Raw genomic sequence first — 14,404 nt, forward strand, 5'->3', positions numbered from 1 at the left:
GACCAAGACCACCATTCCCAGCAGTTAAAGGTATATGGAATAAGCCAACTCTTCTTAACAATGTTGAAACTTATGCAAATATACCAAAAATAATTTTAAATGGAGCTGAGTGGTTCAGTTCAATCGGAACAGAAAAATCTAAAGGAACAAAAGTATTTGCACTTGGTGGAAAAGTTGAAAATACAGGACTTGTAGAAATACCAATGGGAACAACTTTAAGAGAAATAATATTTGAAATAGGTGGAGGTATACCAAACGGAAAGAAATTTAAAGCTGTTCAAACTGGAGGACCATCTGGTGGATGTTTAACTGAAGATTACTTAGATACACCAATAGATTATGATTCATTAACAGCACTTGGATCAATGATGGGATCAGGTGGAATGATTATAATGGATGAAGATAACTGTATGGTTGATATAGCTAAATTCTTTTTAGAATTTACAGTTGAAGAATCATGTGGTAAATGTCCTCCATGTAGAATAGGAACAAAGAGAATGCTTGAAATACTTGAAAGAATAACAGAAGGTAAAGGTGAGAAAGAAGATATTGATAGACTTGAAAGACTTGCTGAAAATATAAAAACTTCTGCACTTTGTGGACTTGGACAAACTGCACCAAATCCAGTATTATCAACACTTAAACACTTTAGACATGAATATGAAGCTCATGTAAATGAGAAAAAATGTCCATCAGGAGTATGTCAAGCATTACTTGAATACTCAATAGAAGAAGATAAGTGTAAAGGATGTACATTATGTGCAAAAGCATGTCCAGCAAATGCTATAAGTGGAAAAGTTAAAGAAGTTCATGTAATAGATACTGATGCTTGTATAAAATGTGGAGCATGTGTTGCTAAATGTCCATTTGGAGCAATATCTAAAAAATAATCATAAAAGAGAGGTGCTTATAGTGGAAAAAGTTACTTTAACGATAGATAATGTAAAAGTTGAGGTTCCTAGAGAGTATACTATACTCGAAGCAGCTAGAGAAATAGGAATAGATATACCAACACTTTGCTATTTAAAAGATATAAATGAAATTGGAGCTTGTAGAATGTGTTTAGTTGAAATTGAAGGAGCTAGAAATCTTCAAGCTTCATGTGTTCATCCTGTAAGTGAAGGTATGGTAATAAAAACTAATACTAAGAAAGTAAGAGAAGCTAGAAAATCTAATCTTGAGCTTATACTTTCTAATCACAATAGAGATTGTTTAGCTTGTTTTAGAAACGGAAATTGTGAACTTCAAACATTAGCTGAAGATTTAAATGTTAAGAATGTAGAGTTTGAAGGAGAAATGAAAGAAAAAACTATAGATGACTTATCTCATTCTATAGTAAGAGATCCAAACAAATGTATTCTTTGTGGAAGATGTGTTGCAGTATGCTCAAAGGTTCAAGGAATAGGAGTATTATCATTTACTAATAGAGGAATTGATACTGAAGTTGCTCCAGCTTTTGATAAGAGTATGGCTGATGCTCCATGTATATACTGCGGCCAATGTATAAATGTATGTCCAGTTGCAGCATTAAGAGAGAAAACTGACATAGAAAGAGTGTGGGATGCAATAGAAGATTCTAATAAGCATGTATTAGTTCAAACTGCTCCAGCAGTAAGAGCTGCTCTTGGAGAAGAATTTGGTCTTCCTATAGGAACAAGAGTTACTGGAAAAATGGTATCTGCTCTTAAGCGATTAGGATTTGATAAAGTATTTGATACTAACTTTGCGGCTGACCTTACTATAATGGAAGAAGGACATGAACTTTTAGATAGAATACAAAACGGTGGAAAACTCCCAATGATAACTTCATGTTCACCAGGTTGGATAAGATATTGTGAATTCTATTATCCAGAGCTTTTAGAAAACTTATCAAGCTGTAAGTCACCTCATCAAATGATGGGAGCAATACTTAAATCTTATTATGCTGAAATTAATAATATAGATCCTAAAGACATATTTGTAGTATCTATAATGCCTTGTACTTCTAAAAAGACTGAATCTTCTAGAGAAGAAATGCAGGTAAATGGACTTAAAGATGTAGATGCAGTTCTTACAACTAGAGAGCTTGGAAAGATGATTAAAGAAGCTAGAATAGAATTTAATAAATTAGAAGATGGTACTTTTGATGAATTCTTTGGAGATTATTCAGGAGCAGGAGTTATCTTTGGAGCAACTGGTGGTGTTATGGAAGCTGCAATTAGAACTGTAGCTGATGTACTTGCAGGAGAAGATTTAGAAGAAATAGAATACAATAATGTTAGAGGTATAGAAAATATAAAAGAAGCTGAAGTTAAAATAGGAGATAAAACAATAAAAGTAGCTGTAGTTCATGGAACAGGTGCAGCCTCTAAACTTCTAGACTTAGTTAAAGAAGGAAAAGCGGACTATCACTTTATTGAAGTTATGGGATGTTCAGGTGGTTGTGTAACTGGAGGAGGACAACCTCAAGTTCCAGCTAAAGTAAGAGAAGAAATAGATATAAGAGTAGAAAGAGCTAAAGCTTTATATGAAGAAGATAAGCTTATGACTGTTAGAAAATCTCATAAGAATGAATCTATTCAAAAATTATATAGTGAGTTCTTAGGAAAGCCAAATGGTCATAAAGCACATGAATTACTTCATACTCATTACCATAAAAGAGAAGTATATCCAATAGAAGCAGCATGTAGTTGTGAATAATTAAATTAAGAGGTCAAGAATTAATCTTGACCTCTTTTGGCAAAAAAATCAGAAAATACTGACTTTTGTTTTGGCTTTATGGTATGATGAAAATAGGTACAAATTAATTTTGTGTTTATTTTTATCATATTATATTAAAACTTAAAATAAAATATTAATGTAATCTGACCAATGAATTTTATTCATTGAGAGGATATGGTATTTGATCTAATTACAAGGATTTTAATCTGAGTAAAAGGTAAGAAGGTGATATTATGTTTTATACATAGTAAGTTTGCAAACTTTCCTTATCTTTTAAGGAAAGTTTTTTGTTTTTTATAGAAAGGTTTGGTGTATATGAATAAAAGAATTGGCGTAGTTGCAATTTTAGTTGAAGATAAAGATAATGTTGAAAATGTAAATAAATTATTAAGCTTACATAGCAATATTATTGTTGGAAGAATGGGTATGCCTTATAAGGAAAAGAATTTAAGTGTTATTTCAATAATTGTAGATGGGACAACAGATGATATAGGAGCTCTTACAGGAAAATTAGGGAGATTAAAAGGTGTAAGTGTTAAGAGTGCATTAACTCAAAAATAATTTTTAAGGGGAGATAAATATGAGTACTTTCAATATTATAAATGAAGAAAAAATAAATAAAACTCTTGAAGAAGCTAAAAATTTATCAAAAGAGGAAATTTTAAATATAATAGAAAAATCTAAAGACTGTTTTGGTCTTGAAGTAGATGAAGCAGCAGCGCTTCTTCAGGTAGAAGATGATGAAATACTTGAAAAAATGTTTGAATCAGCAAAATATATAAAAGAAAAAATATATGGAAATAGAATAGTTATGTTTGCTCCACTTTATACTAGTAATGAATGTACAAATAATTGCCTTTACTGTGGGTTTAGAGTAACTAATAAAGAACTTCATAGAAGAACTCTATGTCCAAGTGAAGTAGTTGAAGAAGCTAAAGCAATAGAAAAGCAAGGACATAAAAGAATACTTCTTGTTTGTGGAGAAGATCCAAGAGTTACTAATATAGATCATATAGTAGGGTCTGTTGATGCTATATATAAAAATGTAGATATAAGAAGAATAAATGTAAACTGTGCGCCTTTATCTGTAGAGGATTTTAAAAAGCTTAAAAATATTGGAATAGGAACATATCAAATATTTCAAGAAACTTATCATAGAGAAACGTATAAAAAAATGCATGTAAGTGGAGCTAAATCTGACTATGACTATAGATTAACTGCTATAGAAAGAGCTTTTGAAGCAGGCATTGATGATGTAGGAATAGGTGTACTATTAGGGCTTTATGACTATAAATTTGATGTTCTTTCAACTTTAATTCACTCAGATTATCTAGATAAGAAATACAGTGTAGGACCTCATACTATATCTATTCCAAGACTTAGACCAGCTATAGGTTCAGCACTTGAAGAAATTCCATATCCTCTTTCTGATAAAGATTTAAAAAAAGTAGTTACTGTATATAGACTTGCAGTTCCATATACAGGAATAATACTTTCAACAAGAGAAAGTGCAGCTTTAAGAGATGAACTTTTAGAACTTGGAGTATCTCAAATGTCAGCAGGATCTAAAACAAATCCAGGTGGATATGAAGAAGATGATAAATCAGCTGATCAATTTGTAACGAGTGATGAAAGAAGTCTTGATGAAATACTTAAGGTAGTTTGTAAGCAAGGACATCTTCCAAGTTTTTGTACAGCTTGTTATAGAAATAATAGAACTGGAGAAGCTTTCATGGAGCTTGCTAAAGATGCTCATATTCATGAATTCTGCCAACCAAATGCAATATTGACATTTAAAGAAAATTTAGTAAATGTTGCATCGGAGGAGACTAGAAAAATGGGAGAAGAAATGTTAAAGGTTGAGATTGAAAAAATAGATGATGAAAAAATAAAGGAAGAAACTATAAAAAGACTTAAAAGAATAGAAAAAGGAGAAAAGGATCTTTATTTTTAATGATTACTTTAAAGTAATCATTAAAAATAAAGTTTATATAGGAGGAATTTATGGACAAGGATATAAAATATTATCTCATAATGGCAGGATCTACAAACCATATGCTTAGAGGAGATAAAATATTAAAAGATAAAGGCATTGAGACTTCTTTAGTTCCAGCTCCTGCTGAATATGGATCGGTTTGTGCTATTGCTATTAAAGTAAAAAAAGAAGATAAAGATATAAGTGAAAAGTATCTAATTGAAAATGAGATAGTAATAAGAGGTATATATCCAGAAAAACCTGAAAGATTAATAGGCCTTATAGATAGGCTAAAAAATACAGTAATTAGAGATGAGTTTTTAGATGTATTAAGAAAAGTAGAACATGGAAAAGACCTATCATATGAAGATATAGTTCTTCTTCTTAAAACTGATAGGAAAGCAGAAATAAAAGCACTTTTTAAAGCGGCAGATGAGATGAGAAAAAAGATAGTTGGAGATGTTGTAGATATAAGAGGTGCTATTGAATTTTCTAATTACTGTAAAAAAGACTGTAAGTATTGTGGGGTTAGGAAAGGATTAAAAGATCTTCAAAGATATAGAATGAGCGAAGATGAGATAATGGAAGTAGTTCACTCTCTTCACGATATAGGAATAAAAACTGTAATACTTCAGTCTGGAGAAGATGTATGGTGGACTAAAGAAAAAATAGGAAATCTAATAACTAGAATAAAAAAAGAGACAGGAATGAAGATTACTTTAAGCTTAGGAGAAAGGCCAAGAGAAGAATATGAATATTTTAAAAAGCTTGGAGCAAATAATTATTTACTTAAAATAGAAACTACTAATGAAGAAATATTTAATTTTATTCATCCTGATGATGATATTAATGTTAGAAAAGAGTGTTCAAGATATTTAAAAGAACTTGGATATTTAAATGGTTCAGGATGTATAATAGGACTTCCAGGACAAAGAGAAGAGGATATTGCAAAGGATATATTATATTTTAAAGATATGGGAATTAATATGATTGGAATAGGACCATTTATACCAGCAAAAGGAACTCCACTTGAAAAATATCCAACGGGTAGCGTTGATTTAACATTAAAAGCAGTTGCAGTAACTAGACTTGTATGTAAAAGGGTGTTTATTCCAGCAACTACAGCATTAGCATCTATTGATTCAAATCTTCAAGCAGATGCATTAATGGCAGGAGCAAACACTATAATGCTTATAAATACTCCACCTAAATATAGGTATAATTATCAGATATATTCTGATAAAAATATGGTTGATTTAAAATCTGCTTATGATGCTGTAACAGGAGCAAAAAGAGAATTTCCACCTTATTTAAAAATAGACATGGAGGTGTATAATAATGCAACAAACGCCGAGAAGTAACAGACTACATATATCTATATTTGGAAGAAGAAACGCAGGAAAATCAAGCCTTATAAATGCACTAACTAATCAAGATATAGCTCTTGTTTCAAATGTTGCAGGAACAACTACTGACCCTGTTTATAAGGCCATGGAGATACTTCCAATAGGTCCTGTTGTTTTAATAGATACAGCAGGAATAGATGATGAAGGAGCTTTAGGAGAGCTTAGAGTAAAAAAGACACTTCAGGTTTTAAATAAAACAGAGCTTGCAGTTCTTGTTATAAGTGCACTTGAAGGGGTAACACCTTTTGATATAGAAACATTAAATAGGATAAAAGATAAAAAAATACCAGTAGTTGGGGTAATCAATAAATCTGATGAAAAAAATTTAAGTGAAGAAGAAATTAAAAATATAGAGAAAGAGCTTGATATTGAATTTGTTAAAGTAAGCTCTAAAACAAGAGAAGGAATAACTGAGCTTAAAAATTTAATTATAAAACATGCACCAAATACTGATATAGAAAAGAAAATAATAGGAGATTTAATAGAGCCTAATGATTATGTAGTTTTAGTTACTCCAATTGATAAAGCTGCCCCTAAGGGAAGATTGATTCTTCCTCAGCAGCAAACAACAAGAGATATTATAGATCATGGCGCTATTGCAATAATTACAAGAGAAACTGAGCTTGAAGCTACTCTTAAAGGACTTAATAAAAAGCCTAAAATTGTAGTTACAGATTCACAAGCATTTGAAACAGTAGATAGAATAACTCCAAAAGATATACCTATGACTTCATTTTCTATATTATATGCAAGATATAAAGCAGATATTGAAGAACTAGTTCTTGGAGTTAAGGAAATAGAGAACTTAAAAGAAGGAGATCATGTTTTGATTTGTGAAGGATGTACTCATCACAGACAAGAAGGAGACATAGGAAAAGACAAAATACCTAGATGGCTAGAAGGAATCTCAAAAGTAAAATTAAATTATACTTGGACATCAGGTGTTGCTTATCCAGAACCAGAAGAAATGAAAAAGTATAAATTAATAGTTCACTGTGGTGGATGTATGCTAAATGCTAAGGAAATGGAGTTTAGAGTTATGCAGGCTAGAGAAAATAAAACTCCTATAGTAAACTACGGAATATTAATAGGGCATATCACTGGAGTTTTAGAAAGGGCTCTTGATCCATTCCCAATAGCAAAAGCATTATATAAAGGATAATAAATTAGGGTGTCATTTTGGATACCCTAATTTATATTTTTTGACAAAACTAGATAGAAGTATTATAATAATATAGTTAGTTTTAATTAACTAAATACATAAAAAATACATATTATATTTATTGTATACAAGGGCAAGGAGGAGTGGATGAGTTTAGAAAGATACTTTTTAGAAATATCAGAATATTTACTCAAGCTGGATAAACAGTATCTAGAAAAAATGATGGATAAAAATGAGTTTTCTAAATTAAGTATGAATCATATGTGTTATTTAGAAGCTATTTATGAATTAAAGGGTCCAACTTTTAGTGAATTAGCACAGGAGCTAGATGTAAGTAGGCCTTCAGTTACAACTATGATTAGAAAATTATCAAATCAAGATTATGTGAAAAGGGTGAGGTCTAATAAGGATGGAAGAGAGTATCACATTTATTTAACTGAAAAAGGGAAAAAAATTGTTAAATCAGAACAAGATGCATGTAAGTACTTTACAGATAAAATAAAAAAATTTCTTAATGAATCAGAGCTAGAAAATCTTTCGATAATCTTAGGAAAAATTGTTAAAAATATATAAATTAATCAAATTGTAAAGGAGTGGTTGTTATGGGTGATTTTATCAGTTTAGGAATAGCACTAATTTTAGGGGTGCTTTTAGGAAAAGTAATGAATAAACTTAAAATGCCAGCTGTTGGAGGATATATAATAGCTGGGCTTTTAATAGGGGTTTCTGGATTTAATATTGTAAATGAAAGAGTTATAGAGGAGTTATCTTTTATAAATGATATAGCACTAGGGATAATTGCATTTAACATAGGTAGTGAATTTAAGATAGAGGAAATGAAAAAATTAGGTAAAAATATATTTGTAATAGCAACCTGTGAAGCACTTGGAGCATTTACACTAGTTACAAGTATAATAATGCTTCTTGGTCAAAATATACAAACAGCACTTATACTAGGGGCAATATCATCTGCTACAGCACCAGCAGCTACAGTTATGGTGCTTAAGGAGTATAAAGCTAAGGGACCTTTAACTAGCACTTTACTTGGAGTTGTTGCTGTAGATGATGCAATATCTTTGATGATATATGCTGTAGCTTCTTCTGTGGCAAAAGTGTTTATAAAGCATGAAGCATTAACTATGAGCAAGGTTTTAATACATCCAATTATGGAAATAGTGTTATCTGTATTTGTAGGAGCATTAATTGGAATTATTTTATCATATTTATTAAATAAATCTAAAAATGAATCTGAGGTTTTAACTTTTACTATTGCTAGTATTATATTATTAGTAGGAATATCATTACATTTTAATTTATCACCTCTTCTTTGTGCCATGGCAAGTGGTATTATGGTAACGAATGTATCAAGTAAAGGAAATAAAGCATTTAACACATTAGAAAAATGGTCTTCACCTATAACAGCAGCATTTTTTACACTAGCAGGCTCAAGACTTGATATTTCTCTTATTCCACAAATAGGGCTTCTTGGTGTTATGTATTTATTATTTAGAATGATAGGAAAAGTGGGAGGAGCATCAATTGGAGCTGGTATTTCAAAGGCACCTCAGGTAGTTAAAAAATATATAGGACTTGGGCTTTTGTCACAAGTAGGAGTTGCTGTAGGGCTTGCAATTACTGTAAGTAGAGAATTTCCAGGAACAGCATTAGGAAGTATAGTAATAACAATACTTATGGCAACAACAATACTTACAGAGATAATCGGACCTATTGCGACTAAAATTGCTGTAAAGAAATCAAAGGAAAGTCCTTTATTAATAGATTCAGTTAATATAAATCAATTAAATGAAAATAGAATTTAAATATATAATAAAAATAAATGAAATAAATATTTAATCTAAAAAAAGGCGATTTTATAAATCGTCTTTTTTGCATTAATTATAAAGTCATAAATTGGTTAAACTATAAATAGATTATAATCATGCAAATGATTTGGAGGATTAACAGTGAATAAAGAAGTTATATCAGATAAACAGGGAATAGCTACAATAGTTTGGTTTATAATAGGATCATCTTCTGTATTTATAATGGGAATGAAGGCTAAACAAGATTTATGGATAGCTATTATTTTAGCTGTGCTTATGGCTATACCCATGGCTCTTATATATTCTAGACTTCATTATATTTTTCCAGGTAAAGATTTATTTAGCATTATTGAGTTTTGTTTTGGAAAATTTATAGGAAAATTAATAGTATTATTATTTACTTGTTTTTTTCTTTATTGGGCATCTGATGTTTCAGTTAATTATGGCAGCTTTATATTTACTGTAAGCTTTGATGCTACTCCTATGATTGTACCGATGATGATTCTTATAGGTTTATGTGGATGGGGAGCAAAAAATGGAATCGAAGTTTTAGGCAGATATAGTGAATTTTTCTTAAAAATGCCTATGTTTTTTTTAGTTTTAATAATATTATTATTAATGCCTGATATAAATATAAGGAATATTAAACCTATAGCCTATAATGGAATTAAGCCTATTATAAAAGGAGCACTAAATGCATTTTCATTTCCATTTGCTCAAATAATAGCTTTTTCTATTGCTTTTTCTAATTTCAAAAAAATAAAAAAATCTCCTGGTAAAATTTACATTATAGGATTGTTAATAGGAGGCATAATCTTATTTACATCTTCTTTAATTAGTATATTAGTTATTGGAATAAATGAAGGAGAAACCAGATATTATTCTATTTATACTGCTGTTAGTAGAATAAATATTGGAGTTATGATACAAAGTATAGAAGTAATTGTATCTACTATATTTATTTTAGGAGGTTTTATTAAAATAGCCATATTAATAATATGTACTTGTAAAGGAATTGCTAAATTATTTGAGATTACAGATTATAGATTTATTGTAATACCTATTACTTTGCTGACAATCAATTTATCATTTTTTCAATATGAAAGTGTAATGCATTATTATGAATTTCAAACAGACACATGGTTTTATTTTACTTTTGTATTTCAGGTATTTTTTCCTATTATTATATGGATTATATCAGAAATAAAAAAGTCTTCATTAAAAAATTTTGGAAAATAAAAATAGGTGCACTTTATATGCACCTATTTTTTATAACGAATAGGAAATTATATTCCTCTTTAAATTGTGGATAAATATAAATTCCGTTATGAGTTTCAAAAAAGTCTACATTTAAAATCTTTAGAATAAAGACTTTTTTATAATCCGTAGTTTTCAAGATATTCAGAATCAATGACTTCAGAATCACTTGGAATATCTATTTTGATTGAAGAACTATTTATATCTGAAATATCCACATTTCCTTTTAAGTTTAATTCAAATTGTCCATCTTCAGGAGAGTTTAAATCAAAATTCAAATCTATATTTTCATTTGTAACATAGTCATCTTTTATAGTTATATCAACATTAAAGTTGAATTTTAAATTTTCTTTAAGATCAGCAAATTCAGGATCGTTTTCTATATCTTCACCACTTAATCTTGCTGACATATTAACTAAATTGAAAATATCTTCACTACTAAGTGTAAGAGTATAAGTTTTTGTGTTATTACTTATTCCTTTAACTTTAAAGTGGTCATTATTGAATAAGTAAGAAATCACTTCTACAGAAGTTATCATATTATCAAAAGTATTTACATCTAATACAGCATTAGAATTTTCAATTCCCATAATAAATGCATCTATTGGTTTTATGTTTTGATTTTGAATCATGTCTCTTATTTCTTTTAGATTTGGCATGTTTTCGTCTAGAATTTTAAATCTAATCCATTTATCTCCTACTGGAAACTGTTTTAAATCTTCAACTTTACTGAACACATCAGATTTTAAATACATATATTCTTCATTGAATAAAATCTTAATATTTATATTATCTAAGCCTTTAAAACCTAAAGCTTCATTATTTAAAAATTCCTTAAGCATACCTTTAGTACTTAAATCAATATCAAAAAACATACTTTCTTCATTTAATGCAGCATTCATATTAGCATCAATTCCTGCATCAAATGCACCTAAGAATCCTATAGTAGTATAAGCATCTATAGAATCTGGATTTGGAGCTGATTTAAAGTTTAAGCTTAAATCATATTTTATTTTTCCTGTATTCATTTGTTTGTATCCATTATTTAAGAATTCGTAGAATTTAGGTGAGTTAGTTTTTAAAGTATTTTCAAGCAATCCAGTTAAATAGTTGTAATCTATTATAATTACAGCTCTTTCATATGAATCCCACCCAACTTGTGTATCAAATGCTTCGGAAATAAACCTAACTGGAACTAAAGTTCTTCCATTTATAATTCTTGGAGATTCAGTTAGAGTTATATCAACTGTCTCGCCATCTTCTTCAATTTTTGCAACTTTGCTGTCCATTTGAAGAGTAACAGTTTTATCTTCTTTTACAGCAGTTACTGTTCTTGTACTTTCATCATACTTAACAGTAGCTCCTAATTTTTCTATAATAGTTCTTGCTGGAACAAATGTAGTTCCATTTATTATTTGTGGGTTTACATCAAAAGATATGTACTCTCCATTTAGCTGCACTTTTACTTCGTTATTTTCAGCGTAACCTGTAATGGTTAAACTAAATAAAAGAACAAATATTAAAAATACACAAATTCTTTTCTTCATAATAGCCCTCCTTTAAAAATTTTACAAGAAATACAGTATTAGATATATCATAGCAAATAATGTCATAAAAGTAAATTAAACAGTATGATAAAAATTATTTTGTAACTTTTTTGTAACCACTTAAAATTTTTTCTTGTATACAATAAAAGTATAGAGAATGTATATAGGAGGTAGATATTATGAAAAAATTATTAAAAAAGACAAGTATTTTATTATTAACAGGAGTTTTAGTTTTAGGAGCAGTAGGGTGTGCAAATGTAAATGCACAAAATAATGAGTTTAAAATAGGAGAAAAATTTACAGTTTCAAATCTCAAAATAGGAGATAAGGCATATGTTGTCGATTATAAGTTAGAGGATGTAACAGGAGATAATATTAAAGACAATGTTATATTAGTTGGAACTAAAACAGTTAGTGATATATATTGTGATACGTTGACTGTTGTAGTTCAAGATGGAAAAACTAAAGAATATTCAAAAGCAACGTATGAAAATTTTGGTGGATATCAAGATAAAGAAATGTTATTTATAGGAGATTTTACTGGAGATAAAGTAAAAGATGTAGTGGTAAGTGCATCTACTGGAGGAAGTGGTGGAATAGTAGATCATATGATAGCTACTTTTAAAGATAATAAACCATCTGTAATATTTACAGATAAAGAAAATGCAGGTATTGATATAGACGGAAAATATATAGATGGATATAGGGCAGAAATTGAATTTAAAGATTTAAATAAGAAGGTACTATTAGATGTAAGTGCTGGTAAAGATATGTATATAGAACAAGGTATTTACAATAAAGAAGGGAAATTATTAAAAGAAGTAAAACCTTGGATAGATTCATTTTCAAAGTTAGAAGCTATTGATTATGATGGAGATGGAACATTTGAATTACGAGGATATCAAAAAATAGCAGGAGCTTATCATGCAGATACAATTTCTTATGTTGAATCAATTTTAAAATTTGAAAATAATAAGTGGAATACAAAAGATGTTCAATATACAACTTTTTTAGTTAAATAATTTAAACTCTTTGCTGTTTAGCAGAGAGTTTTTGTTTTTGAAAATTAAATATGTTATAATTACAATAAAATATAAAGTAAATTCTGAAAAAAACTTAAGGGGTGAGTTTTATGGGGAGAGAAGTATTTACTGAAGAAAATTATAAAAAATTAGATGAAGTTATACAAATGTATAAAGGGAAACCTGGAGCTTTAATGCCAGTTCTTAATGAAGCACAAAAAATATTTGGATGCGTATCTCTTGATATTCAAAAGGAAATATCTTATGGACTTAATATTCCTCTTGCTGAAATATATGGTGTTGCAACATTCTACTCTCAATTTTCACTTCAACCAAAGGGAGAATATGTTATAGGTGTATGTCTTGGAACAGCATGCTATGTTAAAGGATCTCAAGATATAGTAAATGAAATTTCTAAAAAACTCAATATAGAGGCAGGAAAAACTACAGAAGATGGGAAGTTTACATTAGTTGCTACAAGATGTATAGGAGCTTGTGGACTTGCTCCAGTGTTAACTGTTAATGAAGAAGTTTATGGAAAAATTAAAGCAGATGATATAGATTCTTTAATTGGTAAATATATGTAATCTAAGAAAAGCCACTTAAGGAGGGGAAAAGAATGGATTATAAAAATGAGATTTTGGTTTGTGGGGGTACAGGATGTAGCTCATCTAAATCATTAAAAATACTAGATGAAATGGAAAAACTTCTAGAAGAAAGAGGTATAAGAGAAAAAGTTAAGGTTGTAAAAACTGGGTGCTTTGGACTTTGTGCAGTAGGACCTATAGTTATAGTATATCCACAAGGGGCTTTTTATTCCCATGTAAAAGTTGAGGATGTAGATAGAATAGTTGATGAACATATACTGGGTGGAAATGTAGTTAAAGATTTATTATATAAAGAAGCAATAAATGAAGATGGAAGTATAAAACCTTTTGAAGAGGTGCCTTTTTATAAAAATCAAATGAGAATTGCCCTTGCAAATTGTGGAAAAATAGGTGCAGAAAATATAGATGATTATATAGCGTATGATGGATATAAAGCTTTAGAAAAAGCTTTAAAAAGTATGAGTAGAGAAGAAGTAATAGATACAGTTAAAAGATCAGGTCTTCGTGGTCGTGGAGGAGGAGGATTCCCTACAGGACTTAAGTGGGAATTCACTTATAAAGCAGAAAGTGATCAAAAATATGTTGCATGTAATGCTGACGAAGGAGATCCAGGAGCATTCATGGATAGATCTATTCTTGAAGGGGATCCACATGTAGTAATAGAAGCCATGGCTATAGCAGGATATGCTGTAGGAGCAAATATGGGGTATGTATATGTAAGAGCCGAGTATCCTGTTGCTGTTAATAGGCTTCAAATAGCAATAGACCAAGCTAGAGAAAAAGGATATCTTGGTAAGAATATATTGGGAACTGATTTTGAATTTGATATGGAAATAAGACTTGGAGCTGGAGCATTCGTTTGTGGAGAAGAAACAGCACTTATAAACTCTATAGAAGGAAAAAG

13 protein-coding genes are annotated in these 14,404 nt (G+C 29.6%); 12 read left to right on the plus strand and 1 reads right to left on the minus strand.

Translation table 11 applies throughout. The features are described from left to right. The 9 genes from BUA77_RS10655 to BUA77_RS10695 all read left to right on the plus strand — a co-directional run. Nucleotides 1–890: NADH-ubiquinone oxidoreductase-F iron-sulfur binding region domain-containing protein (locus BUA77_RS10655; protein WP_143151348.1), on the plus strand; the 890-nt coding region annotated here is incomplete at its 5' end. A gap of 22 nt (nt 891–912) precedes the next feature. Beyond that, nucleotides 913–2,679 carry an NADH-dependent [FeFe] hydrogenase, group A6 gene (locus BUA77_RS10660; RefSeq protein ID WP_072890024.1) on the plus strand — a complete coding sequence of 589 codons (1,767 nt, stop codon included), beginning with the start codon at nt 913–915 and terminating at the stop codon, nt 2,677–2,679. Nucleotides 2,680–3,015: 336 nt separating this feature from the next. Beyond that, nucleotides 3,016–3,261 (plus strand): TM1266 family iron-only hydrogenase system putative regulator, encoded by a 246-nt coding sequence (locus tag BUA77_RS10665; protein WP_072890026.1) that lies wholly within the window; start codon nt 3,016–3,018, stop codon nt 3,259–3,261. Nucleotides 3,262–3,280: 19 nt separating this feature from the next. Further along, entirely contained in the window at nt 3,281–4,654 is a 1,374-nt protein-coding gene (gene hydG, locus BUA77_RS10670; RefSeq protein WP_072890028.1) for a [FeFe] hydrogenase H-cluster radical SAM maturase HydG, read from the plus strand. 50 nt (nt 4,655–4,704) lie between these two features. Beyond that, complete coding sequence (gene hydE, locus BUA77_RS10675; protein ID WP_200773958.1) at nt 4,705–6,036, plus strand: [FeFe] hydrogenase H-cluster radical SAM maturase HydE; 1,332 nt, start codon at nt 4,705–4,707, stop codon at nt 6,034–6,036. Continuing rightward, nucleotides 6,014–7,243 carry a [FeFe] hydrogenase H-cluster maturation GTPase HydF gene (gene hydF, locus BUA77_RS10680; RefSeq protein ID WP_072890030.1) on the plus strand — a complete coding sequence of 410 codons (1,230 nt, stop codon included), beginning with the start codon at nt 6,014–6,016 and terminating at the stop codon, nt 7,241–7,243. Before hydE ends, hydF begins: the two co-directional genes overlap by 23 nt. A gap of 147 nt (nt 7,244–7,390) precedes the next feature. Beyond that, on the plus strand, nt 7,391–7,816 hold the full coding sequence (locus BUA77_RS10685) for a MarR family winged helix-turn-helix transcriptional regulator (protein WP_072890032.1): 426 nt from the start codon (nt 7,391–7,393) through the stop codon (nt 7,814–7,816). 29 nt (nt 7,817–7,845) lie between these two features. Further along, on the plus strand, nt 7,846–9,063 hold the full coding sequence (locus BUA77_RS10690) for a cation:proton antiporter (protein WP_072890034.1): 1,218 nt from the start codon (nt 7,846–7,848) through the stop codon (nt 9,061–9,063). 144 nt (nt 9,064–9,207) lie between these two features. Continuing rightward, nucleotides 9,208–10,305 carry a GerAB/ArcD/ProY family transporter gene (locus tag BUA77_RS10695; protein WP_072890036.1) on the plus strand — a complete coding sequence of 366 codons (1,098 nt, stop codon included), beginning with the start codon at nt 9,208–9,210 and terminating at the stop codon, nt 10,303–10,305. Nucleotides 10,306–10,442: 137 nt separating this feature from the next. Here BUA77_RS10695 and BUA77_RS10700 read toward each other — a convergent pair whose 3' ends face one another. Further along, nucleotides 10,443–11,870 carry a copper amine oxidase N-terminal domain-containing protein gene (locus BUA77_RS10700; RefSeq protein ID WP_072890038.1) on the minus strand — a complete coding sequence of 476 codons (1,428 nt, stop codon included), beginning with the start codon at nt 11,868–11,870 and terminating at the stop codon, nt 10,443–10,445. A 179-nt stretch (nt 11,871–12,049) separates the two neighbouring features. On the opposite strand from BUA77_RS10700, the gene BUA77_RS10705 reads away from it, so the two are divergent. From BUA77_RS10705 to BUA77_RS10715, 3 genes are all read left to right on the plus strand, one after another. After that, nucleotides 12,050–12,892, plus strand: a complete 843-nt coding sequence (locus BUA77_RS10705; protein ID WP_084605718.1) for a hypothetical protein — start codon at nt 12,050–12,052, stop codon at nt 12,890–12,892. A 110-nt stretch (nt 12,893–13,002) separates the two neighbouring features. Next, entirely contained in the window at nt 13,003–13,479 is a 477-nt protein-coding gene (nuoE, locus tag BUA77_RS10710; protein WP_072890042.1) for an NADH-quinone oxidoreductase subunit NuoE, read from the plus strand. Between the two features lie 32 nt (nt 13,480–13,511). Further along, nucleotides 13,512–14,404 (plus strand): (2Fe-2S) ferredoxin domain-containing protein (locus tag BUA77_RS10715; RefSeq protein WP_200773959.1); only part of this gene is annotated, 893 nt, incomplete at its 3' end.

Origin of the sequence: Tepidibacter formicigenes DSM 15518, assembly GCF_900142235.1 — a bacterium.
GTDB lineage: Bacteria > Bacillota > Clostridia > Peptostreptococcales > Peptostreptococcaceae > Tepidibacter > Tepidibacter formicigenes.